This is a genomic window from Calidithermus chliarophilus DSM 9957, from assembly GCF_000430045.1.
In the GTDB taxonomy this organism is placed as follows: Bacteria; Deinococcota; Deinococci; order Deinococcales; family Thermaceae; genus Calidithermus; species Calidithermus chliarophilus.
In genome coordinates, this window is sequence record NZ_KE387027.1 from 75,700 (window position 1) to 98,761 (window position 23,062).

General features: G+C 70.1%; 21 protein-coding genes. 15 read left to right on the forward strand and 6 right to left on the reverse strand.

What is annotated here, in order from left to right; translation table 11 throughout:
* The 4 genes from MEICH_RS0117410 to MEICH_RS0117425 all read left to right on the forward strand — a co-directional run.
* Window positions 1-489 (forward strand): O-antigen ligase family protein (locus MEICH_RS0117410; RefSeq protein WP_027893648.1); only part of this gene is annotated, 489 nt, incomplete at its 5' end.
* Complete coding sequence (locus MEICH_RS25830; RefSeq protein WP_036219662.1) at window positions 476-1,612, forward strand: glycosyltransferase family 4 protein; 1,137 nt, start codon at window positions 476-478, stop codon at window positions 1,610-1,612. The genes MEICH_RS0117410 and MEICH_RS25830, both read left to right, overlap by 14 nt.
* Before the next feature lie 106 nt (window positions 1,613-1,718).
* Window positions 1,719-2,735 (forward strand): GDP-mannose 4,6-dehydratase, encoded by a 1,017-nt coding sequence (gene gmd, locus MEICH_RS0117420; RefSeq protein ID WP_245587705.1) that lies wholly within the window; start codon window positions 1,719-1,721, stop codon window positions 2,733-2,735.
* Between the two features lie 5 nt (window positions 2,736-2,740).
* Window positions 2,741-3,847, forward strand: a complete 1,107-nt coding sequence (locus MEICH_RS0117425) for a glycosyltransferase family 4 protein (RefSeq protein WP_027893650.1) — start codon at window positions 2,741-2,743, stop codon at window positions 3,845-3,847.
* A gap of 378 nt (window positions 3,848-4,225) precedes the next feature.
* Here the strand turns inward: MEICH_RS0117425 and MEICH_RS27375 are convergent, their stop codons facing one another.
* Window positions 4,226-4,822: an HAD family hydrolase gene (locus tag MEICH_RS27375; protein WP_051304316.1), complete on the reverse strand. Its 597-nt coding sequence runs from the start codon at window positions 4,820-4,822 to the stop codon at window positions 4,226-4,228.
* Between the two features lie 324 nt (window positions 4,823-5,146).
* On the opposite strand from MEICH_RS27375, the gene lptB reads away from it, so the two are divergent.
* Both lptB and MEICH_RS0117440 read left to right on the forward strand, forming a co-directional pair.
* Window positions 5,147-5,911, forward strand: coding sequence for an LPS export ABC transporter ATP-binding protein (gene lptB / locus MEICH_RS0117435; protein WP_051304317.1), 765 nt, complete (start codon window positions 5,147-5,149; stop codon window positions 5,909-5,911).
* A gap of 77 nt (window positions 5,912-5,988) precedes the next feature.
* Window positions 5,989-7,515, forward strand: a complete 1,527-nt coding sequence (locus MEICH_RS0117440) for a DUF3084 domain-containing protein (protein ID WP_027893652.1) — start codon at window positions 5,989-5,991, stop codon at window positions 7,513-7,515.
* Between the two features lie 31 nt (window positions 7,516-7,546).
* Here MEICH_RS0117440 and MEICH_RS0117445 read toward each other — a convergent pair whose 3' ends face one another.
* Window positions 7,547-8,428, reverse strand: coding sequence for a delta(1)-pyrroline-2-carboxylate reductase family protein (locus MEICH_RS0117445; RefSeq protein ID WP_027893653.1), 882 nt, complete (start codon window positions 8,426-8,428; stop codon window positions 7,547-7,549).
* 205 nt (window positions 8,429-8,633) lie between these two features.
* On the reverse strand, window positions 8,634-9,566 hold the full coding sequence (locus tag MEICH_RS0117450) for a CobW family GTP-binding protein (RefSeq protein WP_027893654.1): 933 nt from the start codon (window positions 9,564-9,566) through the stop codon (window positions 8,634-8,636).
* A 116-nt stretch (window positions 9,567-9,682) separates the two neighbouring features.
* Between MEICH_RS0117450 and MEICH_RS0117455 the strand changes: the two genes are divergently transcribed.
* From MEICH_RS0117455 to MEICH_RS0117485, 7 genes are all read left to right on the forward strand, one after another.
* On the forward strand, window positions 9,683-10,165 hold the full coding sequence (locus MEICH_RS0117455; RefSeq protein ID WP_027893655.1) for an FKBP-type peptidyl-prolyl cis-trans isomerase: 483 nt from the start codon (window positions 9,683-9,685) through the stop codon (window positions 10,163-10,165).
* Window positions 10,166-10,352: 187 nt separating this feature from the next.
* Window positions 10,353-10,868, forward strand: coding sequence for a MogA/MoaB family molybdenum cofactor biosynthesis protein (locus MEICH_RS0117460; RefSeq protein WP_027893656.1), 516 nt, complete (start codon window positions 10,353-10,355; stop codon window positions 10,866-10,868).
* Between the two features lie 148 nt (window positions 10,869-11,016).
* Window positions 11,017-13,548, forward strand: coding sequence for a DNA mismatch repair protein MutS (mutS, locus tag MEICH_RS0117465; protein WP_027893657.1), 2,532 nt, complete (start codon window positions 11,017-11,019; stop codon window positions 13,546-13,548).
* 21 nt (window positions 13,549-13,569) lie between these two features.
* The gene (gene mutL / locus MEICH_RS0117470; protein WP_027893658.1) at window positions 13,570-15,198 is read left to right on the forward strand and encodes a DNA mismatch repair endonuclease MutL; all 1,629 of its coding nucleotides are present in this window, start codon (window positions 13,570-13,572) and stop codon (window positions 15,196-15,198) included.
* A gap of 246 nt (window positions 15,199-15,444) precedes the next feature.
* The gene (gene purU, locus MEICH_RS0117475) at window positions 15,445-16,305 is read left to right on the forward strand and encodes a formyltetrahydrofolate deformylase (protein WP_027893659.1); all 861 of its coding nucleotides are present in this window, start codon (window positions 15,445-15,447) and stop codon (window positions 16,303-16,305) included.
* Between the two features lie 168 nt (window positions 16,306-16,473).
* Window positions 16,474-17,721 carry a S1C family serine protease gene (locus MEICH_RS0117480; RefSeq protein ID WP_027893660.1) on the forward strand — a complete coding sequence of 416 codons (1,248 nt, stop codon included), beginning with the start codon at window positions 16,474-16,476 and terminating at the stop codon, window positions 17,719-17,721.
* A gap of 103 nt (window positions 17,722-17,824) precedes the next feature.
* The gene (locus MEICH_RS0117485; protein WP_027893661.1) at window positions 17,825-18,241 is read left to right on the forward strand and encodes a hypothetical protein; all 417 of its coding nucleotides are present in this window, start codon (window positions 17,825-17,827) and stop codon (window positions 18,239-18,241) included.
* On the opposite strand, the gene MEICH_RS0117490 is transcribed toward MEICH_RS0117485, so the two are convergent.
* Window positions 18,226-19,059: a menaquinone biosynthetic enzyme MqnA/MqnD family protein gene (locus MEICH_RS0117490; protein WP_027893662.1), complete on the reverse strand. Its 834-nt coding sequence runs from the start codon at window positions 19,057-19,059 to the stop codon at window positions 18,226-18,228. The two genes, MEICH_RS0117485 and MEICH_RS0117490, sit on opposite strands and share 16 nt — an antisense overlap.
* Before the next feature lie 18 nt (window positions 19,060-19,077).
* Window positions 19,078-20,235, reverse strand: a complete 1,158-nt coding sequence (mqnE, locus tag MEICH_RS0117495; protein WP_027893663.1) for an aminofutalosine synthase MqnE — start codon at window positions 20,233-20,235, stop codon at window positions 19,078-19,080.
* A gap of 106 nt (window positions 20,236-20,341) precedes the next feature.
* Between mqnE and MEICH_RS0117500 the strand changes: the two genes are divergently transcribed.
* Complete coding sequence (locus MEICH_RS0117500) at window positions 20,342-21,127, forward strand: hypothetical protein (protein ID WP_027893664.1); 786 nt, start codon at window positions 20,342-20,344, stop codon at window positions 21,125-21,127.
* Window positions 21,128-21,192: 65 nt separating this feature from the next.
* Here MEICH_RS0117500 and MEICH_RS0117505 read toward each other — a convergent pair whose 3' ends face one another.
* Window positions 21,193-22,233: a LacI family DNA-binding transcriptional regulator gene (locus tag MEICH_RS0117505; RefSeq protein WP_027893665.1), complete on the reverse strand. Its 1,041-nt coding sequence runs from the start codon at window positions 22,231-22,233 to the stop codon at window positions 21,193-21,195.
* A 97-nt stretch (window positions 22,234-22,330) separates the two neighbouring features.
* Between MEICH_RS0117505 and MEICH_RS0117510 the strand changes: the two genes are divergently transcribed.
* The gene (locus MEICH_RS0117510; RefSeq protein WP_027893666.1) at window positions 22,331-22,900 is read left to right on the forward strand and encodes a glycerol-3-phosphate acyltransferase; all 570 of its coding nucleotides are present in this window, start codon (window positions 22,331-22,333) and stop codon (window positions 22,898-22,900) included.
* Window positions 22,901-23,062: the final 162 nt, after the last annotated feature.

Consider the following 23,062-nt stretch of genomic DNA (forward strand, 5'->3'; position numbering starts at 1 on the left):
GCGGTGGGGCTGGGGCCGCGGCCCCAGCCCAGCCCGCTGCTCGAGCGCGCGGGGGCGTTCGTGGCCGACAGCCTGGGCTCGAGGGCGATGATGAATGGGGCCTCGCTCGAGATCGTCCGGCGCCACCCGTGGCTCGGCGTGGGGCCCGGGCAGTACCCGCAGGCCTTCACCGCCTACCGCCCCGCCCGCATCACCGACGTGCCCACCGAGATCCTGCACAAGCGGGTGAATTACGCCCACAACGACTTCGCCCAGGTCGCGGCCGAGGCGGGGGTGCCCGCCCTGCTGGCCTTCGCGGGCCTGTGGGGAGGGGTTTTGCTCACGCCCGCGCGGGACAAGGCGGCCTGGGGACTCAAGACTGGCCTCCTGGCGCTCTTGCTGCACGGGCTGAGCGACGCCAACCTGACGTACGTGTGGGCAAACGCCCTGCTGGCCTGCGCGCTGGCGGGCGTACTGGTAAGCATGGGAGAAGACGATGGTATTGGTTGACGCGACGCCGCTGCAATCGGAACACCGGGTGCGTGGGGTGGGCAACTACCTGCGCGAAGTGCTGCGGGCCAGCGAAGCCCTGGGGATGAAGCCCGTGTACGTGGCCTCGAGCTGGGGCGGCGAGGAGGCCGCCCTCCCCGATTTCCTGCCCAAGGAGCGTGTTTTCACTGCGCCCAGGCCCCACAAGCCGGCCCAGGTGTACTGGCTGTACAACGAGTTCTTCCTGCGCTACGCCCTGCTGCGCGCGCGGCCCGGGGTCTTCTTCGCCCCCGACTTCAACGGGCTGGTGCTCAACCCCTTCGGGCGCACCGTCGCCACCCTCTACGACCTCACGCCCTTCAAGCTCGGCGACCTGGGCGACCCCTTCAGCGCCGCGCGCTGGCGCACCTACGCCCGCCGCCTCAAGCGGGCCGACCACCTCGTGGCGATCAGCTCGAGCGCCAAGCAGGACGCGGTGCAGATCCTGGGCATCCCCGCCGAGCGCGTCACGGTCGCGCCGCTGGCGGTCAACCACGAGCGCTTCCGGCCCAGCGTGGGGCGGGGCCGCTACGCGGGGGGCAGGCGCTACCTGCTGCACGGCGGGGCCTTCAACGCCAACAAGAACCAGGCCGGGCTGCTGCAGGCCTTCGCCCGCCTCGCGCCGCACCACCCCGGCCTCGAGCTGCACTTCTTCGGCCCCTGGGCCCCCGAGCACCTGGAGTGGCTGGTGCGCGAGCGCCAGGGGCTGGGGCTGGGCGAGCGGGTCAAGCACGTCGGCTACGTCGCCGCCGAGGACCTGCCCAGCCTCTACGGCAACGCGGCCGCCTTCGTGTTCCCCTCGCTCGAGGAGGGCTTCGGGCTGCCGGTGCTCGAGGCCATGGCCTCGGGGGCCCCCGTGGTAACCTCGGACTGCTCTTCGCTGCCGGAGGCGGCGGGGGAGGCCGCCCTGCTGGTCGACCCCCGCGACCCCGAGGCCATCGCGGCCGCGGTGCGGCGGGTGCTCGAGGAGCCCGGGCTGGCGGAGCACCTGCGCGAGAAGGGCTACGCCCAGGCGGCCCGCTTCACCTGGGAGGCCACCGCCCGCAGGACGTGGGAGGTGCTGCTGGGGCAGGGGCGCGGCGAGGGCTGGGTGACCCAGCCCTGATGTAACCGCTAGGTAACGACAGGTATAGTTTGTTGGCCGGCAGGTCGGGGCTTAGGCCCTGGGCCGGTATGAAACTTCGGAGGACGTCTAGATGGCGAAGCGAGCGTTGATCACTGGGATTACCGGGCAGGACGGGGCGTATTTGTCGAGGCTGTTGCTGGAGAAGGGCTACGAGGTGTACGGCACCTACCGCCGCAGCGCCAGCGTCAACCTGTGGCGGCTGGAGGAGCTGGGCGTCGCCGGGGACGTGAGGCTGGTGGCCTTCGACCTGCTGGAGTACTCCAACATCCGCCGCACCCTGGAGAAGGTGCGGCCCGACGAGCTGTACAACCTGGCGGCCCAGAGCTTCGTGGCGCTGTCCTTCGAGCAGCCGCTCTACACCGCCGACGTCGACGCGCTGGGGGTGGGCCGCATCCTCGAGTCCATCCGCGAGGTCGACCCCGGGATCCGCTTCTACCAGGCCTCCACCTCCGAGATGTTCGGCAAGGTGCAGGAGACGCCCCAGACCGAGCGGACCCCCTTCTACCCGCGCAGCCCCTACGGGGTGGCCAAGCTCTACGGGCACTGGATCACCGTCAACTACCGCGAGTCCTACGGGATGCACGCCTCCAGCGGCATCCTCTTCAACCACGAGAGCCCCCTGCGCGGGCAGGAGTTCGTGACCCGCAAGATCACCAGCTCGCTGGCGCGCATCAAGTACGGCCGGCAGGAGGTGCTCGAGCTGGGCAACCTCGACGCCCAGCGCGACTGGGGCTTCGCCGGGGACTACGTCGAGGGCATGTGGCGCATGCTGCAGCAGCCCGAGGCCGACGACTACGTGCTGGCGACGGGGGTCACCACCCGGGTGCGCACCTTCGTCGAGCACGCCGCCGAGGCCGCCGGCTTCCGCATCACCTGGGAGGGCGAGGGGCTCGAGGAGGTGGGCCGCGACCAGGACGGCCGGGTCATCGTGCGCGTCAACCCCGAGTTCCACCGCCCCGCCGAGGTCGACCTGCTGCTGGGCGACCCCGCCAAGGCCCGGGCCAAGCTGGGCTGGGAGCCCAGGGTGGACCTGGCGAGCCTGGTGCACATGATGGTCGAGAAGGACCTCGAGCGCGTCGCCAACGGCAAGCTGCGCGGGTAGGGGCGGTGCGGGTCGGCTTCTTCACCTACGGCATGGACCGCTCGCTGAGCGGGATCGGCCGCTACGCGGTCGAGCTCACCCGTGCCCTGAGGAGGCTCGAGCCGGGCCTCGAGGTCGTGCTGCTCAATCCCTACCCCCGCTCCGAGCTGGGCTGGTACCGCGAGTTCGAGACCTACCCGCTGCCCATCCTGGCGAGGGTGCCCCTCGCGGCGACCCTGGGCAACCTGATGCTGCACCAGGCGGCACGGCGGCTGGGCCTCGACGTCCTGCACGACCCCTGCGGCATCGCGCCCTTCCTCGTGCCCTTCCCGGGCTACCGGCGGGTCGTCACCGTCCACGACGCGGTGCCCCTGGCCACCCCCGACCTGCAGCCCCTGGCCACGCGCCTGGTCTTCCGCACCCTCGTCCCCTGGACCCGCTTCAGCGCCGACGCGGTGCTCACCGTGAGCCACCACGCGGCGGCCGACCTCGAGCGCCTGGCCGGGATCCCCAGGGCCAAGCTGCACGTGACCTACAACGGCGTCAACCCCCCGCCCCCCATGGGCGAGGCCGAGGTGAGGGGGGTGCTCGAGCGGCTGGGCATCGAACCCCCCTACTTCCTCTACGTGGGCAACCTCGTGGCCCGCAAAAACCTGCCGCGCCTGGTGCAGGCCTTCCGCCTGCTGCGCCAGGAGATCCCCGAGGCCCGGCTGGTGATCGTGGGGGCCCGGCAGTGGAAGTCGCACGAGGTCTTCCAGCACGACCTCACCAACGTCCTCGTCCCCGGCTATGTTTCCGACGACGACCTGCACGCGCTGTACTACGGGGCCCGGGCCCTGGCCTTCCCCTCGCTCTACGAGGGCTTCGGCATCCCCGCCGTCGAGGCCATGGCCCACGGCACCCCGGTGCTCACCTCCAACGCCAGCTGCCTCCCCGAGGTGGCGGGCGACGCGGCGCTGCTGGTGGACCCCGCCTCCACCGAAAGCATCCGCGACGGGCTGCGAACCCTCTGGCATGACGCGGCCCTGCGCGAGGAGTTGCGGCGCAAAGGCCTCGAGCGCGCCAAGATATTCACCTGGGAACAGACCGCCCGGGCGACGCTCGAGGTGTACCGCCGTTTGGTCAATAGTTAACCGTCGATGGCCTGGCGGCCGTCGTGCGCCGTACGTCTTATACCAGATTCGGTTAGTTCGGCGCCGGATGGCGGCGCCGCCCCGCCTTGGCGGGGCGGCCGACCGAAGTTATCCGCGTAGCGGAGGGCGATACCGCCCCTCGGGAGGGAGACGCTTGCTTCGCCGGCCGTCAGGGAGGGGTGTGCCCTGGGGTCCGAAAAGATAGCCCCCGGGGCTCTTCGGATCGGATGATTATCTTTTTGAATCCGGTATTACGCGGTACGTCGAACGCCAGACGCCCAACGCCTTACCCTCGACCTCAAACGCCACACGCCCCCGCCCTCGTCCTGCTAAACCCACTTGCTCTCCACCGCTGGTGGCTCTCCCACGCCCTAGACCTTAGGCCGAATTCGGGCGGTACAGGCCCTGGAGCCCGGCGGCGATGGCTCCTTGTACGTCGGCCTCGAGGTGGTCGCCGATCATCAGGGTTTCGTGCGGGGGCACGCCCAGCCGCTCGCAGGCGAGGTGGAAGATGCGGGGGTTGGGCTTGCGCACCGCCACGTCGGGGTCGCCGGAGACCACGACGGCCTGGAACTCGCGCTCGAGGCCCACGTTGCGGAGGGCGGCCCACTGCATGTCGGCGGGGCCGTTGGTGATGACGGCCTTGGGCAGGTGGGCGAAGTAGGCCAGCACTTCCCGAACCCCCGGCAGCAGCCGCACCTCCGCCGCGTAGCGCGCGGTGACCTCGGCGGCGAAGGCCTCGAGGCCGGCCGGCACGGGGTAGCCGTGGGCCTCGAGGGCCCGCCGCAGCGCCAGGGCGAAGGTGACGTGCCCCTCCGCCCGGATCTCGCGCTCATAGGTCGCCAGAAACGCCCGGTCGCCGGGGTCGATGCCCAGCCGGTCGCAGCAGAACGCGGTGAGCTGCGCGAAGTCCCCCTCGAATTGGGCTAAGGTCCCGTCGAAGTCGAAGCAGATGGCTCGGATGGGGTTGGACACGGGGAGATCATAACGTTGAAGGGGTGAGGGGGTGTAAGCGGTCAGCCGTCAGCGATCAGCCCTCAGCCTTCAGCGGGAGGCCCGTGGCTCGTGACCCGTGGCTTGTGGTAAGCCCCACCCCTTCCCTCCCCGCCGGCGGGGAGGGTTTATCCCCCCAGCCCCCCTTGCTAAGGGGGGTGAAGAATGGGCGTCTTGCGTCTTGCGTACGGCGTAGGACGTACGACGCACGTCCTACGCCCGGCATTGGGCTATCGGCCCCCGATCAACACGCATCTGCGCCATACCTCTCACTGTGTGCTAAGCCGGAGTGATAGGCTTTAACCAATGGAAACGGCGGTTATTAACACCCCCAAGCCCACCCAGTCCGGGCAACTGGTGGCCCAGGGCCTGGTCAAGCGCTACGGGCGCCGGGAGGTGGTGCGGGGGGTAGACATGCAGCTCGCGCGCGGGGAGATCGTGGCGCTCTTCGGGCCCAACGGCGCGGGCAAAACCACCACCTTTTACATGATGGTGGGCTTTATTCGGCCTAACGGCGGCACTATTCGCCTGCGCGGGGAGGACATCACCCGGCTGCCCATGTACAAGCGGGCCCGCATGGGCCTGGGCTATTTGCCGCAGGAGCCCTCGGCTTTCCGCCGCATGACGGCGCTGGAGAACCTGCTGGCGGTGCTCGAGTTCCAGCCCCTCTCCAAGGCCGAGCGCATGGACCGCGCCATGGCGCTGCTCGACGAGCTCGGCATCACCGCGCTCAAGGACCAGTACGCCTACAAGCTCTCGGGCGGGCAGCGGCGGCGGCTCGAGATCGCCCGCGCCCTGTGCACCAACCCCGACTTCATCCTGCTCGACGAGCCCTTCACCGGCGTGGACCCCAAGAACGTCCACGACATCCAGAAGCTCATCTCCGAGCTGCGCGAGCGGCGCGGGGTGGGCATCTTCATCACCGACCACTCGGTGCGCGAGACGCTCGCCATCACCGACCGGGTCTACCTGATGTACGACGGCCAGGTGACCTTCCACGGCTCTCCCGAGGACTTCGCCCGCGATTCGGGCGTGCGCATGCATTACCTGGGCGACGAGTACGAGCTATGAGAACCTTGTGGGCCGGGCACCGTCCGCCGGGTGCGAGGGGCCCGGTGCCTTCAGCCCTGGGCGCCTGAGGGGGAGCCATGACGCTGGCGTCGATGCTGATCCTGCTGGTGCTGGTGTCGGGCGTGGTGGCCTACCTGGGCGACGTCATCGCCAAGCGGGTGGGCAAGCGGCACTGGCGGCTTTGGGGGATGCGACCCCGCACCACCGGCACGGTGATCGCGGTGGGCACGGGGGTGCTCATCTCGCTGAGCGCCTTCGCGGCCTTTTTCCTGCTGGCCCGCGACGCGCGCGAGACCATTTGGCAGGCCGAGACCGTGCGCCAGGAGCGAAATCTGCTGCGCCAGGAGGTGCAGCGCTACGCGCAGGACCTGCAGCGCCTCGACGAGGAGCGCCAGCGCGCCACCGAGCAAGCCAGCAAGATCCAGGGTGAGGCCAACGACCTGCGCCGCGACGTCAACCAGTTGCGCGAGACCCTCGACAACCAGCAGAAGCTGCTCGAGGCCTCCCGCAAGGAGCTCGAGGCCTCCCAGCAGCAGCTCGACCAGACCAGAGGGCGCCTGCGCCAGGTGCAGGGGGAGTTCGAGCGCGCCCAGCGGGAGAAGACCCAGTTGCTCGCCACCCGTGAACAGCTCCTGCAGGCCGTCCGTGAGCAGCAGCGCCTGCTCGCGGGCCAGCAGGACCAACTCGCCCGCCTCGAGGAAGACCGCACGGCCCTGCAGGAAACCCAGCGCCGCCTGCGGGCCCAGGTCGAGCAGGCCCAGAAGCGGCTCAGCGGCCTGCAGAAGGCGGCCAAGGAGGCCCAGGCCCGCCTGGCGACCCTCGAGCAGAGCACCCGCCAGCTCTCTGAGGAGAAGAAGCGCCTGGAGGGCGATATCGCCCTGCTCAACGCCCAGCGCCAGGAGGCCCAGGGCGCGCTCAAGGACCTGATGGAAGAGCGCGACCGCCTGCAGGCGAGCCTGGCCGCGGCCCAGAAGGAGCTCAGCGCCGCCCGGGCCCGCTTTGCCCAGGTCGAGCAGGAGAACGTGAAGCTGCGCAACAGCAGCCGCATCCTGCAGGGGGGCCTGGAGAAGTTGCTCGAGCAGGTGCTCCTGGCCGAGCAACTCCTGGTCCCGGGCAAGGAACAGCAGGCCCTCGACGAGATCCGGCGCCGGGTGGACCTGCGCGCGCGCCTGCTGGGGCTGCGCGGCGCCGAGGTGGTGCAGGAGCTCAACCTGGGGCCGAACCCGCGCCTGGGCTTACTGCTCGCCCGCCCGGTGGGCGTCAACCCCGACAGCAGCAAGCTCCAGATCCGGCTGGACTACCGCGCCCGCGAGCAGCTCTTCGCCAAGGGCGACGTGCTGGCAACGGGGGTGCTGGTGCTGCCCACCCGCCCCGAAGACGTGCAGCGGCGCCTCGAGCTCATCCGCCAGGACGCGGAGGAACGCCTCGCCAACGCCGGCTGGATCCCCGAGAAGCTGGCGCTGGGGGCCTTCGACGTGGGCGAACTCGCCGCCTTCAGCGCCTCGCTAGCCAGCAAGCGCGGCGGCGCCAAGGTCGCGGTGGTGGCCCTCGAGCCCCTTTACCCCACCGACCCGCCCAAACTGGGCTTCAAGCTCGTCAACTGAGCCAGGGCGCGGGGGAGGGCGGCCCGGCCCCCTACCCCCTGCCCTGGACGGCCAGCCGTGCCGCGGCCAGGTCCCACAGGGCGTGCCCCACGCTCTTGAACAGCACCGGCCCCTGGGGGCGGCCCCGTTCCAGGGCCTCCTCGAGCGGCGTCACCTCCTCCCAGTCCACCCCGGCCTGGATCAGGTCCCCGGCCTCGGCCCGGGCGCCCTCGAGGGTGTCCACGAAGACCCGGCAGCGCCGCACCAGCCCGGGCGCGACCTCGGCCATGTCGGGGCGGTAGGCCCCCACCGCGGCGATGAAGGCGTCCTCCCGCACGCCCTCGCCCAGCACCGGGGTGCGGCTGGTGGTGGCGGTGACGATGAACGCGGCCTGGGGGGCCGCCCGGGCCACGTCCGGGGCGAGGGCGGCTTCCATGCCCAGGCCCCGGGCGTGCTCGAGCAGGCGCAGCGCCGAGGCTTCCGAGCGCGAGGCGACCTGCACCCTCCGCAAGCCCAGGCCGGCGCGGAAGGCCTCGAGGTGGCTGCGCCCCTGCACCCCGGCCCCGACCACCAGCAGGACGTCCTCCGGCTCGGGCGGCCGGGGCGCCAGCTTCTGCGCGGCCAGCAGCGAGAGCGCGGCCGTGCGCCGCGCGGTCACCACCGACCCGTCGAGCTGCGCCAGGCGCTCCCCGGTGCGGGCGTCCATCACCACCAGCTCGGCCCGCACGCTGGGCCGCTGCCGCGGGTGCACCGTGACCAGCTTGGTCACGGCGATCTCCGGGTCGCTGGCCGGCATCAGCAGCAGGGTGCCGCCCTCAGGCAGGGGCATGACCAACCGCTCGGGCGCAAGCGCCCGCCCGGCCCTGCGCTCGAGCAGCACCGCCTCCAGCGCCCGGGCCAGTTCAGGGTAGGGAAGAGCGGCCTCGAGGTCCATTTGGAATTGGATTCTATCGCGCGGGGAAGGGTGTAGGGGGCGTGTGGCTCGTGGTGAAAGAAACCCTCCCCGCATGCGGGGAGGGTTTATCCCCCCAGCCCCCCTTGCTAAGGGGGGTAAACAAAGGGCGTTTGGCTATCGGTTATCAGCTATCAGCTATCGGTTATCAGCTATCAGCTATCAGCTATCGACCATCGACCACCCCCTAGCTCAACCGCGCGAAAGCCTCGCGGTACTCCGCCTCGTTGAGCCCCCGCCCGATCACCACCAGGCTCGACTTGCCGCTGCGGGGCTTGCCGGTGAGCTCCATGCCGAAGATCTCGCGCACCGCCTGGAACAGCACCTCCTCCTCGAAGCCCTGCACGCTCAAAAAGCCCTTGGCCCGGTAGAGGCGGTCGGGGCGGGAGATGATGTAGTTCTCGATGAACTCGTTGACCCGCTCGCGCTTGAGGGGCTTGGCGTTGGTCAGGGTGAAGGTGGCGACGTCGGGGGTGTGGAGGTGCTGGTAGCCCCTGGGCTTCCACTCAGGGTCGAAGGCCTTGAGCGCGAGCAGGCCGTCGGGCTCCACGCGGGCGTGGGCGGTTTCGCGCACCTCGGCCAGCGGGTTGATCTGGGCGATGACCTTTCGGGCTTCCTCGAGCTGCTCCGGCGTGGCGAGGTCGGTCTTGTTGAGGATCACGGTGTTGGCGTAGGCGAGCTGGATGGCGCCCTCGGGGCCGTCGCGCAGGGTGCGCTCGAGGTTGCGCGCGTCGGCCACCCCCACGATGCCGTCGAGCTCGAACTTGGCGCGGGCGAAGGGGTCGAGGACGGTCTGGGCCACCGGGACGGGGTCGGCGAGGCCGGAGAGCTCGATGAGGATGTGCTCGGGCGGGGTGGACTTGGCCGCGATCTTGAACAGCGAGCTCATCAGGTCGTCGCGCCCCACGCAGCACAAGCAGCCGTTGGAGAGCTCGGCGATGCCGTCGGAGTCCACGTTCTCGATGAGCGCCCCGTCCACGCCGGTCTCGCCGAACTCGTTGACGATCACCCCGAAGCGCCGCGCCCCGGAGTTGACGAGGTGGTTGACCAGCGTGGTCTTGCCGGCGCCGAGGAAGCCGCCGATGACGGTGACCGGAACACGGGTTTTGAACTTGACCATATCTGCCCTCTCCCAGAGCTTAGCGTTCGCTCCGGCAGCGACCCTCGAGTAGATTACCTTTCGGGGCCACCGGCTCCTGGATTAGATGATAATGTATTCTCAACAGCGAGGTGTCCATGAAGGTAGCCGATAAGACCGTGGTCAAGTTCGAATACGTCCTCCGCGTGGACGGGGAAATCGCCGACCGCACCCACGAGGGCGAGACCCAGACCGTCCTCTTCGGCCACGCCCACGGCCTCCCGGCGGGCCTCGAGGCCGCCCTGCTGGGCCGGGAGGTGGGCAGCTTCGTCGTGAGCGTGCCCCCCGCCCAGGGCTACGGCGAGTACGACGCCTCGAAGTGCCTCGAGGTGCGCCGCGCCGAGCTCCCCGCCGACTTCGACCTCGAGCCCGGCGCCCTGCTCTACGCCGAGGACGAGGCCGGAAACCCGGTCTCCTACCGCGTTACCGCCGTCAACGGCGACCTCGTGATCCTCGACGCCAACCCCAAGTGGGCGGGGAAGACCCTCGAGTACAGCATCACCATCCACGCGGTGCGCGAGGCCGAGCCGGAAGAGCTCGAGCACGGGCACGTGCATGGGGAGGGTGGGGTGCGTCATTAGGTCGATGGTCGATAGTCGAGGGTCGATAGCCGATAGCTGATAGCCCATAGCCAAACGCCCTTTGTTCACCCCCCTTAGCAAGGGGGGCTGGGGGGATACCCCCTCCCCGCACGCGGGGAGGGTTTCTTTCACCACGGGCCACGAGCTACGAGCCTTTGGCTATCGGCCATCGACTAAAATGGACCATATGCCTTCGGAAAGCACCGAACAACACAAAGCCATTGCCCACTCCAAAGGCCCGGTTTCCGTCGCTATCGTCACGGTTTCCGATACTCGTACCCCGGAGACCGACACCAACTATCACTACCTCGAGCCCGAGATCACCGGCATGGGGCATAAGGTCGTCGGTTACCGCATCATTCAGGACGAGCCCCTGCAAGTAGCGGAGGCGCTCGAGGAGATGGTGAGGAGCGGGGCGCAGATCATCCTCTTCAACGGCGGTACCGGCATCGCCCCCCGCGACACCACCTACGACGTGCTGGTCCGCAAGATCGAAAAGCCCATGCCGGGTTTTGGAGAGCTCTTCCGCATGCTCTCCTACGCCGAGGTGGGGGCGGCGGCCATGCTGAGCCGGGCCACCGCGGGGGTTTATCACCGGCGGGTGGTGATCTCCACGCCAGGCTCGCCCAACGCGGTGCAGGTGGCCTGGACCAAGCTGATCAAGCCCGAGCTCGAGCACCTGGCCTGGGAGGTGGCCCGGTAATTCACTAAACCTTACGAAGTGCAGCTCTCAACGCTATTCAGGGCTATGGGACTGACCATTCAAAAACCTGAGGTGGAGCGCTTGGCCCAGGAACGGGCCTGAAGCCCCCGCCGGTTGACGCCCGGCGTTCTGCTGATAGCATAAGCCCATGACCCTCAAGGGCCAGGGTTCGGGCCCCTTGCCGCCTTTGCTCCAGCAGTACGTCGAACTCCGGGACGCCTACCCGGAGTACCTGCTCTTGTTTCAGGTCGGCGACTTCTACGAGACCTTCGGCGAGGACGCCGAGCGGCTGGCGCGGGCGGTGGGCATTGCGCTCACCCGCAAGACCAGCAAGGACTTCACCACGCCGATGGCGGGCATCCCCATCCGCTCGGTGGACACCTACCTCGAGCGCCTGCTCAAGCTGGGCTTCCGCATCGCCGTGGCCGACCAGATGGAGCTGGCTGAGGACGCCGAGAAGCTGGTGCGGCGCGAGGTGACCCAGCTCCTCACCCCCGGCACGCTGACGCAAGAGACCCTGCTGCGGCCCGAGGCCAACTACCTGGCCGCGCTCGCCACGGGCGACGGCTACGGGCTGGCATTGCTCGACGTGTCCACCGGGGAATTCCGCGGTGCGGTGTTCTACGGCAAGAGCAGCGTCTACGACGAGCTCTTCCGCTACCGCCCGGCCGAGGTGCTGCTGGCGCCCGAGCTTTGCCACAACCCAAGCTTCCTCGAGGAGTTCCAGCGCCGCTTCCCGGTGATGCTCTCGGCGGGGCGCTTCGAGGAGGAGGCGGGCCTGCAGGCCCTGCGGGCGCAGTTCGGGGCGGTGCCGGGGGGGCTGGAGCACCCCGCGCTGCTGCGGGCGGCGGGGGCGGTGCTGGGCTACGCCCAGTCCACCCAGGGCGGGGCGCTGCCGCAGGTGCAGGGCTTCCTGCGCTACGACCCCAGCGCCTTCATGCAGCTCAGCGAGGCCACGCTGCGCACGCTCGAGGTTTACGACCCCAGCCCGGTGGGGGAGAGCAGCGAGGAGCGCACCCTGATGGGGGTGCTGGGCCTGACCCGCACCGCGCCGGGGCGGAGGCTGCTGCGGGCCTGGCTGCGCCACCCGCTGGTGGAGGAGGGCCCCATCCAGGCCCGGCTGGACGCGGTGGAGGCGCTGGTGCGCGACGGGGTGCTGCGCGAGGCGGTGCGCAAGATCCTCTACCGCATCCACGACCTCGAGCGCCTGGCGGGCCGGCTGGCGGCGGGGCGGGCCAACGCCCGCGACCTCTCGGCGCTGGCGCGCAGCCTCGAGCTCTTGCCCGAGCTGGTGGGGCTGTTGCGGGGCTCGAGCGCCCTGCTGGGCACCGCCGAGCGCCTGCCCGACCTGGCCGAGGTGGCCGAGCGCATCCACACCGCGCTGGTGGAGGAGGTGCCGCTGAAGATCACCGAGGGCGGGCTGATCCGCGACGGCTTCGACGCCGAGCTCGACGCCCTGCGCCAGCGGGCCGAGGCCGGACGGGCCTGGCTGGCGGGCCTCGAGGCCGCCGAGCGCGAGCGCAGCGGCATCCCCTTGAAGGTGGGCTACAACCAGGTGATCGGCTACTACCTCGAGGTCACCCGGCCCTACTACGCCCAGGTGCCCTCCGACTGGCGGGCCATCGCCACCCTCAAGGACCGCCAGCGCTACACCCGCCCCGACCTGCGCGAGAAGGAGCGCGAGATCCTGCTGGCCGAGTCGGAGGCCCGCAAGCGCGAGTACGCGGCCTTCCTCGAGCTGCGCGAGTCGGTGGGGCAGGCCGCGCCTTTGGTGCGCGAGGCCGCGGCGGTGCTGGCCGAGCTCGACGTGTACGCCGCGCTGGCCGAGGCCGCTGCCCAGTACGGCTACGTGCGGCCCCGCTTCAGCGCCGAGGGGCGGCTCTACATCCGCGCCGGGCGGCACCCGGTGGTCGAGCGGGGCGGCGAGTTCATCCCCAACGACCTCGAGCTCTCCCCCGGCGAGCGCCTCTTGATCCTCACCGGCCCCAACATGGCCGGCAAGTCCACCTACCTGCGCCAGACCGCGCTCATCGCCCTGCTGGCCCAGATCGGCTCCTTCGTGCCCGCCGAGGAGGCGCTGCTGCCGCTGTTCGACCGCATCTACACCCGCATCGGGGCCTCCGACGACATCGCCGGGGGCCGCAGCACCTTCATGGTCGAGATGGAGGAGCTCGCCCAGATCCTTCAGGGGGCCACCGGCCGCAGCCTGGTGCTGCTCGACGAGATCGGGCGCGGCACCAGCACCTACGACGGGCTCTCGCTGGCCTGGGCTGCCGCCGAGCACCTGCACGACAAGGTGCGCTCCTACACCCTCTTCGCCACCCACTACTTCGAGCTCACCGCCCTGCCCGAGCGCCTGAGCGGGGCCCGCAACTTCCACGTCGCCGCACGGGAGGAGGCCGCTGGGCTGGTGTTCTACCACCAGGTGCTGCCGGGGCCGGCCTCGAGGAGCTACGGCCTGGAGGTCGCCAAGCTGGCGGGGGTGCCGCGGGAGGTGCTGGGCCGGGCCGCGACCCTGCTGGCGGGGCTCGAGGCCCAGGTGGGCGACGTGGGCCAGGAGGTGCTCGACGAGCTGCTCTCCCTCGACCCCACCCGCCTCACCCCGCTGGAGGCGCTGCTGTTGGTCCAGCGCTGGCGCGACAAGGTGCACAAGACGGCGGTGCCCAATGAGCTGGCCTGAACCCGTCGGCGGGGGGGAGCCGTGATCCGGCGCCTGCCGGAGGCCCTGGTGCGCGAGATCGCCGCGGGCGAGGTGGTCTCGGGGCCGGTGGACGTGGTGCGGGAGCTGCTCGAGAACGCCCTCGACGCCGGGGCCACCCGCGTGCAGGTGGAGCTCGTGGGCGGCGGTCTCGAGCGCATCTGCGTCACCGACAACGGCCAGGGCATCCCCCGCGAGGAGCTGCCGCTGGCCGTCGAGGCCCACGCCACCAGCAAGCTCACCGACCTCGGCCGCATCGCCACGCTGGGCTTTCGCGGCGAGGGCCTGTGGGCCATCCGGCAGGCCGCGCGGCTCAGGCTCACCTCGAGGCCGCCCGCCCAGCTCGGCGGGGCCACCCTCAGTGCTTTCCTGGACGAGACCAGCCTCGCCGAGCACCCGGCCCCGCCCGGAACCCGGGTCGAGGTGAGCGGCTTGTTCGAGCACCTCCCGGCGCGGCGCAGGAGCCTCGAGGCCCCCGCCAGCGAGGCCCGCAAGGTGGCGGGGCTGCTCGCGCGCTACCTGCTGCACCGCCCCGCGCTCGCCCTGCGCCTGCTGGCCGACGGCGAGGAGAAGTTGGCCCACGCCGGGGGCAGCTTCCCCGAGGCCGCGCGGCTGGTGTGGGGCTCGGTGGTGGCCAACCGGCTGCTCGAGCTCGACTTCGCGGAGGCCCCCTTCCGGCTCACCGGCCTGCTCTCGCGCCCCGAGCTCTCGCGCCCGCGCCGCGACCGGCTGCTGCTGGCGGTCAACGGCCGCCCGGTGGAGTGGCCCGAGGCCCTGCTGCAGACGGTGCTCTCGGCCTACAAGGAGCTGCTGCCCAGCGGCCAGTACCCGGTCGGGGTGCTCAACCTCGAGCTCCCCCCCGAGGCCGTGCTGGTCAACACCGCCCCCGACAAGTCGCGGGTGCGCCTGCTCGAGCCCGAGGGGGTCCTGGCCTTCGTGGCCCGCGCGGTGCAGGGCCTGCTCAGCGCCCACCCGCTGGCCCGCGCCCTGCCCGACCCCACCCCCATGGCCGGCCCCGCCCCCGTGCAGCGGGCCAGCTTCCCCCGCCTGCGCTTCGTGGGGGCCTTCCGCGAGCTCTACCTGCTCGCCGAGGCCGACGACGAGCTCTACGTCGTGGACCAGCACGCCGCCCACGAGCGCATCCTCTACGAGGAGCTCTCGCGCCGCTACCGCGAGGAGCCGCCCGTCGAGCTCGAGCACCCCGAGCTGCTCAACCTCAGCCTGGGCGAGGAGATCGCCTACCAGGAGCGGGCCGAGCAGCTCGAGGCGGCGGGGCTGGTGCTCGAGCCCTTCGGCCCCGGCCGCTACCGCATCCGCAGCATCCCCGCCTTCCTCACCGCCCACCCCGCCCTCGTCGTCGAGGTGGTCAAGGGCACCCTCGCCGGCCACTCCTTCACCGAGGCCTGGCGCACCGTCCTCGCCCGCCTGGCCTGCCTCCCCGCGATCAAGGCCGGTCACCCCATGGCCGGGGCCCCGGCCCAGGCCCTCCTCGACGCCCTGGCCCGCTGCGAGATGCCCTGGACCTGCCCCCACGGGCGCCCTACCGCCCTGGTGATGAGCGAACTCGAGCTCGCCCGCCGCTTCGGCCGCCGTGGGGTGCGGGCGGTAGAGCGGGTGAACGGGAAGCGGTAAGCCGTCAGCTATTAGCCCTCAGCCGTCAGCCGAAGGCCCGTGGCCTGTGGCTCGTGGTTACCCCACCCCGCGCGCGGGGTGGGTTTATCCCCCCCAGCCCCCCTTGCCAAGGGGGGTGACAAGGCGTCTGGCGTCTTGCGTCTTGCGTTTGGCGTACGACGTAGGACATACGACGTCCGACCCGCGCCCAGCTACCGGCCATCGACACCCTTGAGCATCCGCCCCCCAGCCATTAGCCTAGTCCGGATGCAGAGCGACACCACCGCGAGGCTGCTCATCACCTGCCCCGACCGCCCCGGCATCGTGGCGGCGGTCTCCAATTTCCTCTTCAACCACGGGGCCAACATCACCGCCCTCGACCAGCACTCCACCGACCCCGAGGGGGGCACCTTCTTCATGCGGCTGGAGTTCCAGACCCCCCACCTCGACGTGCCGCGCAGCGTGCTCGAGAGCACCTTCGCCGAGCGGGTGGCGGCGCGTTTCGAGATGGACTGGCGCATCAGCTACGCCGCCGACCTCAAGAAGGTGGCGGTGCTGGTCTCGCGGTACGACCACGCGCTCAACGAGCTGCTGTGGCGGCACTCCAACGGCGAACTGCCCTGCCAGCTCACCCAGGTCATCTCCAACCACCCCGACCTGCGCGGCGAGGTCGAGCGCTTCGGCATCCCCTACCACCACGTCCCCGTCAGCAAGGAGACCAAGGAGCAGGCCGAGGCCGAGATGCTGCGGCTGATGGAGGGCTGCGACCTGGTGGTGCTGGCGCGCTACATGCAGATCCTCTCGCCCGGCTTCGTGGCGCGCTACCCCAACCGCATCATCAACATCCACCACTCCTTCCTCCCCGCCTTCATCGGGGCCAACCCCTACAAGCAGGCCTACGAGCGGGGGGTGAAGCTGATCGGGGCCACCGCGCACTACGTCACCGAGGCCCTCGACGAGGGGCCCATCATCGAGCAGGACGTGGCGCGGGTCTCCCACCGCAACGACGTGGCCGAGCTGGTGCGGCTGGGCCGCGACCTCGAGCGCACCGTGCTGGCCCGGGCGGTGCAGTGGCACCTCGAGGACCGCGTCATCGTCCACGGCAACAAGACGGTGGTCTTCGTCTGAGCCCGCCGCCCGGCCGGGCCGCCCCAATGACGCGGTGGTTTTCAATTGGCGCGCCGGGTCCGCGCTAGGATAAGCCTTGATTCAGGCGATGGGGCAGTGCCTTCTTACACGGCGCCTTCATCTCATCTTCACACCGCCTGCCTACTCTCAGGATCAGGAGGAACGAGCATGTCGCTGAAGACTTCCGCCGCGACCTTTGGCGTACTTTCCGTGATCGCCGGGGGGGTGCTGTGGTGGGGGATGACCCGCAGCCAGACCCCCGCCCCCGCCGCCCCGCAGGCCCAGGTCGCGCCCCTCAACGAGACCCAAGGCTTCCTACAGAACGAGCAGAACACCGTTCAGGTGGTGCAAAACTCCGGGGACGGTGTGGTCTTTGTCTCCACGCGCACCGTCTCCCGCACCAGCTACCAGGACGTCCCCGACTTCCTGCGCCCCTTCTTCGACCAGCCCCGCCAGCAGGACGGGGTAGGCTCGGGCTTCGTCATCGACGCCGAGGGCCACATCCTCACCAATTACCACGTCATCGAGGGGGCCAACGAGATCACCATCAAGTTCCACAACGACTCCAAGGAGTACAAGGCCAAGGTGATCGGCACCGCCCCCGCCCTCGACATCGCGCTCGTGCGGGTCGAGGCCCCGGCCGCGCTGCTCAAGCCCATGAAGATGGGCGACTCCGAGGGCCTCAAGGTGGGGCAGAAGGCCATCGCCATGGGCAACCCCTTCGGCCTGGAGTTCACCGTCACCGAGGGCATCGTCTCGGCCATCCGCAAGAACCCGGGCGCAGTGGGCGGGGCCGACGGCTTCGTGCCCAACGTGATCCAGACCGACGCGGCCATCAACCCCGGCAACTCGGGCGGGCCGCTGCTTAACTCCAAGGGCGAGGTCATCGGGATCAACACCGCCATCTACACCAACGCCGGGCTGGTTGGCGGCACGCCGCAGTCGGCGGGGGTGGGCTTCGCCATCCCGATCAACGTCGCCAAGCAGTACCTCCCCGACCTCAAGGCCGGCAAGACGCTCAACGCCGAGGCCCTGGCCGCCTCGAGGCCCCGCCTGGGCGTGACCATCTTCCCCGCCCAAGCCCTGACGGATAGCCTGCGGCAGCGCTTTAACCTGCCCGAGTACGGCCTGATCGTGCAGAGCGTGGAGGCCAACGGCCCGGCGGCCAAGGCGGGCCTGCGGGCCGCCCAGCGCAGGATCTTCGTCCAGACCCCCACCGGCCAGGGCGAGGAGATCGGCGTCGACGGCGACGTGCTGCTCGAGGCCGACGGCCGCACCCTGGGCGACATCGCCGACCTGCGCCTGGTGCTCAACGGCAAGAAGGCGGGCGAGGCCATCACCCTCAAGGTCTGGCGCGCCGGCCGGACGCTGGAGGTCAAGGTCGCCCCCCAGATCGTCCCGCTGCCCGGCCGCTGACGGCGCGGAGCAGGTTTAATCCGGCAGCCTGTGACATTTGCACCAAATTCGCGTGATCAAATACCCGCCCCGGACGCCGGGGCGGGTTCAAAATGCTAGGGTGATGAGCCTCGAGACCCTCTGGCAACAGTCGTGGCAGGAGTTTTACGAAGCCGCGCTACAGGAGCTGCCCGGCTTCGTGCAACAGCGCCTGCAGAACCCTCCCACCGTCGCCGACCACGACGAGGCCATGTTCGACATCCGCGTGACGCTCCTGACCTGGCCCATCGAGGGGCTCAACGACTACGTCGACGCCCTCGACGGCTGGATCGCCCAGTGGAACCTGCAGGACCCCGCCAGCCACGAGGCCGACACCTCGGTGTGGCCCCACGACATCCCCGTGCCGCCCCCCGAGCCCGAGGGCATCTGGGAGGCGGTGCTCCAGCGCGCCACCGACCCCGGCTTCACCGGCTTCGTGGCCGCCGGGGTGCTCAAGCTGATGGCGATGGCCCGGGTGGCCGGACGCTACACGTCCCAGTAGTCGCCAGGGTAGGGCAGGCCCACCGCCCGGGCGAAGGTCTCGAGGCCCAGCCGGTCGGGGGCCTCGAGGTGGTAGCGGAAGTTCCAGAGGTAGTGCTGCATCAGGCGCTCGGGCACGCCCAACCGCTCGGCCTCGGTGCCGGCCACGGCGGCCAGGTTGCCCAGCCCCAGCGAGCGCGCCGCCCGCAGCCGCCGCACGACCTCGGGGGGCGGGGGTTCGTCGCGCCGGGTGGCCCACACCGCGAAGACGAAGGGCAGCCGGGTGCGCTCGTACCAGCGCATCGAGAGGTCGCTGACCCACAGCCGCCCTCCCTGCGGCCCGCTGAACTCGCGGGGGATCTGGTGCACCGACTCGGGGATGCGCTCGAGCAGCCCCGCGTAGGTGGCGATGGCCCGGTCCCCGATGAGGAGCACCCCGTCGTAGCGCTCCAGCAGCTCGAGGCCGCCCTGTTCGCTGGTGTACTCCGGCTCAACGCCGTCGGCCTCGAGCAGGTAGCGCAGCAGCCGCACGCTGGTGGCGCTCTCGGTGGTGAGTGCTACCGACCTCAGCTCCCTCCAGGGCCGGGTGTGGAAGAGGTTGACCGAGTAGACGGGCCCTAAGTCGGCCACCGAGAAGTCGGGGAGGGGGCGGAGCTTGTCGGCGTTGGCGAGGTAGAAGTAGCTCGAGACCAGGCTCAGGTCCACGCTGCCCTCGAGCAGCCAGCGGTTGAGCTCGGTGGGCACGCCGTAGCGGAAAGCGATCCCGTCGCCTTGCTCCAGGAAGTGGTACAGGGGGGCGGTGTTGGCGTAGCGGGGCACGCCGAGCACGTAGTCGGGCATGGGAACTCCGGGGGCGGCTCAGGCGCGGGCCTTGGCTAGGGCCTTGGCCTTCTCGGGCACCAGCGGGAGCTGGTTCCACACCTTGACCACGTTGTAGAAGGCGTCGCGCTCGACCGGCACCCGGCCCGCGCTCTGGATCATCTCGACCATCTTCTGCTTGGACAGGCCCAGCGGGCTGGTGGCCCCGGCGGCGTGGGCGATGTGCTCCTCGATGATGGTGCCGTCCACGTCGGAGACGCCCCAGTCGAGCGAGACCTGCACTAAGTCGGAGGAGATCATCACCCAGTAGCCCTTGATGTGGTCGAAGTTGTCGAGGTAGACGCGGGCGACGGCCAGGTTGCGCAGGTCATCGAGGCCGGTGGTGAACTCGGTCTTGCCCAGGCTCCGGGCGAGGTCGTTGGCGTCGGGCTGGAAGGCCAGGGGGATGAAGGAGTGGAAGCCGCCGGTCTCGTCCTGCAGGCGGCGCAGGCGGTCCATGTGGTCGAGGCGCTCCTCGAGCGTCTCGATGTGCCCGTAGAGCATGGTGGCGTTGGTGCGGATGCCCAGGCCGTGGGCCTCGCGGTGGATCTGTAGCCACTTCTCGGCCTTGACCTTGTTCTTGGCGATCTGGCGGCGCACCCGGTCGGCGAAGATCTCGGCGCCCCCGCCCGGCAGCGCGGCCAGCCCGGCCCCCTTCAGCTCGCGCAGCACCTCGAGGGTGGGCTTCTTCGCGATCTTCGACAGGTGCTCGATCTCGGCGGCGGTGAAGGCCTTGACCTGCAGCGTGGGGAAGGCCTCGCGCAGCTTGCCGACCATCTCGGGGTAGTAGCTCCAGGGCCGGTTGGGGTGGTGGCCGCTGGACATGTGCAGCTCGGTGATGCCCGGCTCCCACTTCTCGCGCACCTTCTCCACGACGACGTCGGGGTCGTAGTCCCAGGCGCGCGCCTCGCCCTTGCGCGCGGCGAAGGCGCAGAAGGTGCAGCCGACGTAGCAGATGTTGGTGAACTCCAGCCGTAGGGAGTGCACGAAGAAGGTCTTGTCGCCGTGCTTGCGCTCGCGCACGAGGTTGGCCAGCCGCATCAGGGTGTTGAGGTCGGGGGTGCGGTAGAGCAGCATCCCCTCCTCGAAGCTCAGCCGCTCGCCCCGCTCGACCTTCTCCACCACGGGGAGCAGCTTGGGGTCAAGTACCCGGTTCATCGGCCCTCATCCTAGCACCCTGAAATCGTGAAACTTGGTACGTGGGTTACTTAGCGGCCGGGTCAAACGAACCCGGGGAGCAGGCGTGCTTGGCTAAACTGTCTGCGTGAACCCGCGACTGCGTGAGCTGGGCCTCGAGGCCGCCCGCCGCACCGGCATCGATTTCGAGAGCTACCGAAAACCCGAGCTCCTCGAGCGCGTCAACCGGCTGCTGGCCTTCGTCCCCTACGCCCTGTCCACCGTGGCGGCCCCTGCCGCCGTGCTGCTGGCGGGGCTGCTGGCGCTGACCTTCTGGCTGCCCCTGCACCCGGCGGGCTCGGTGCTGCTGTTCCTGGCGGGCCTGCCCCTGGCGCTGACGGCGGGGGTCGCGCTGGGCACGGCCAACCTGGTCCGGCGCTTCGGGGATGACCTCGGCGGCATCGCCCGCCTCAGCCTCGAGCTCGCCCAGGAGATCCTGGCCGACGCCCACGCCCTCTCCCTCCAGGCCCGCACCGCCCCCGACCCCGCCGACGTGGCGCAGGGCGTGCTCTTCGTGGTGGTCGCCCCGGCCGTCGAGCAGAGCCTCCGTGCCCGGCTGGGCCTGCTAGCCGCCCCGGCCATCTGGGGACTCCAGCGCGGGTGGGTGGGGCTGGGCCTGGCCCTGCGGCGGGCCTCGAGCAGCCCGAGGCCGCTCCCGCCACAGACCGCGGAGCCGGCGGTGCCGGAGGCTCCCGGCCTCGAGCAGACCCCCGCCTACGCCACCCTTCGAAACCTCCAGCAAGCCGTCGAGACCTATACCCCTGTCCTCGCCCGGCGCATCGCTGCACCGGCCCACCTGCTTTTCTACGCCTCCTCCACGCTCGGCGCCTTCGTACTGATCGCGGTCTACGCGGTGTTCGCCAAGCCGCGCTAAGCAGGCTGAGAGCTGACGGCTGACGGCTGACGGCTGACGGCCTAGAGCTTACCGATCATCGCCCTTCAATCCCTCGAAACCGCCACCTGCGCCCCCAGCGTCGAGGCCCGCTCGATGAGGTGGGGCTCGAAGCGCACCTGGCGCGGTTCCGCGCGGCGGTTTTGCAGGCGCTCGAGCAGCAGCCCTGCGGCCCTGGCGCCCATGGCCTCGACCGGCTGCGCCAGGGTCGAAAGCCCGTACTGCGCGGTCCAGGGCTGGCCGTCGAAGCCCAACAGCCGCACGTCCTGGCCCAGCTTGAGGCCCAGCCGCTCGACCTCCTCGAGCACCCCCAGCGCGATCAGGTCGGCCCCGGCGAAGATGTTGAAGGGGAGCTTGTAGTGGCGCAGGAAGGTTTGTAGGGCCAGCCGCCCGCCCTCGGCGGAGAGGCGGGTGTTGAAGATCTGGTCGGGGTTGACGGTGCGGCCGGCGAGCGCAGCCCCCTGCTGGAACCCCGCACGGCGCTCGGCGAAGACGGTGTGGCTGAAGATGCGGTCGATGTCCTCCTCGACCGTGATGAAGAACAGCTCGCCGGGGAAGCGGGCGAGGTACTCCGCCGCCAGCTTCCCGCCCAAGAAGTTGTCCATGAACACCGAGTCGTAGTTGGGGTTGCGCGCGTCGACGAGCACCACGGGCCGGTCGGTGGGGAACTGCCCGCCCACGAAGTGCTCGGTGAGGTCGTAGGAGGCGACGATCAGGCCGTCGGTCTGGTAGGCGAGGGTGTTGGAGCGCAGGTAGCGCTCGAGGCGCTTGGGCGTGATGAGGGGGAAGAGTGCGAGGTCGTAGCGCTCTTCGGAGAGGGTGGCCTCGAGGCCCTCGATCAGGCGGATGTAGAACTCCGTCGCCACGAAGGGCAGCAGCACCGAGACCGTGTAGCTGCGGCCTCCCGCGACCCGGCGGGCGTGAGGGTTGGGCGCGTAGCCCAGGTGCTCCATGGCCTGCTGCACCCGGGCCCGGGTCTCGGCCCGCACCGAGGGGTGGTTGTTGATCACCCGGCTGACGGTGCCGATCCCGACCCCGGCCATGTGAGCCACTTCGTGTATCGTGGGTTTGCGTTTGGCACTCGTCACAGTGATAACCCCTGCCCCGGTTTTAGGTCCAGCTTACGGAGCTTATACTAACACACCGTCGCGAACGCGCGCCCTTCAGAACGGAGAATTTTAGAAAATGGACGCGGTACTGGTTGTGCTCGCCTACCTCATCGGTTCCGTACCCTTCGGCATCGTCGCGGGAAAGCTGCGCGGCATCGACCTCACCCAGCGCGACGTGCCCGGCGCGTCGGGCACCTTCCGCCAGTTGGGCCCGGCCTGGGGCACAGCAGTAGCGGTGCTGGACGTGCTCAAGGGCATGCTGGTCGCCTACCTGACCGGCTTCACCGACGCCCCGTGGACCCTGCCGCTGATGGCCGCCGCGCTGGTGGCCGGCCACAACTGGCCGATCTACTTCGGCTTCCGCGGCGGCGGGGGCATCGCCCCCACCGTGGGCTTCTTCCTGTGGATGCTCCCGCAGCTCACCCTCACGGCCATGGCGCTCGGCCTCACCGTGGCCGCCCTCTACTGGCAGCTCTACTGGAAGCGCACCCGCCGCAGCCTGTACCCCATCCCGGCCGGGGCCGTGGTGGGCTACCTCTACGCCCTCTTCGCGCTGTGGGGCAAACCCCAGGTGTTCCCGGCCTTCCTGCTCGTGAGCGTGGTGGTGGCGATCCGGGGGGTTCGGATGATGCGGAACAAGTGGTGATTGTAGGCCGGACGCTGAGCGCGGGTCGTACGTCGTACGTAAGACGCCAAACGCAAGACGCCAAACGCCGAACGCCAAACGCAAGACGCAAGACGCAAGACGCAAGACGCAAGACGCAAAACGCAAAACGCCTTTTCTTCACCCCCCTTAACAAGGGGGGTT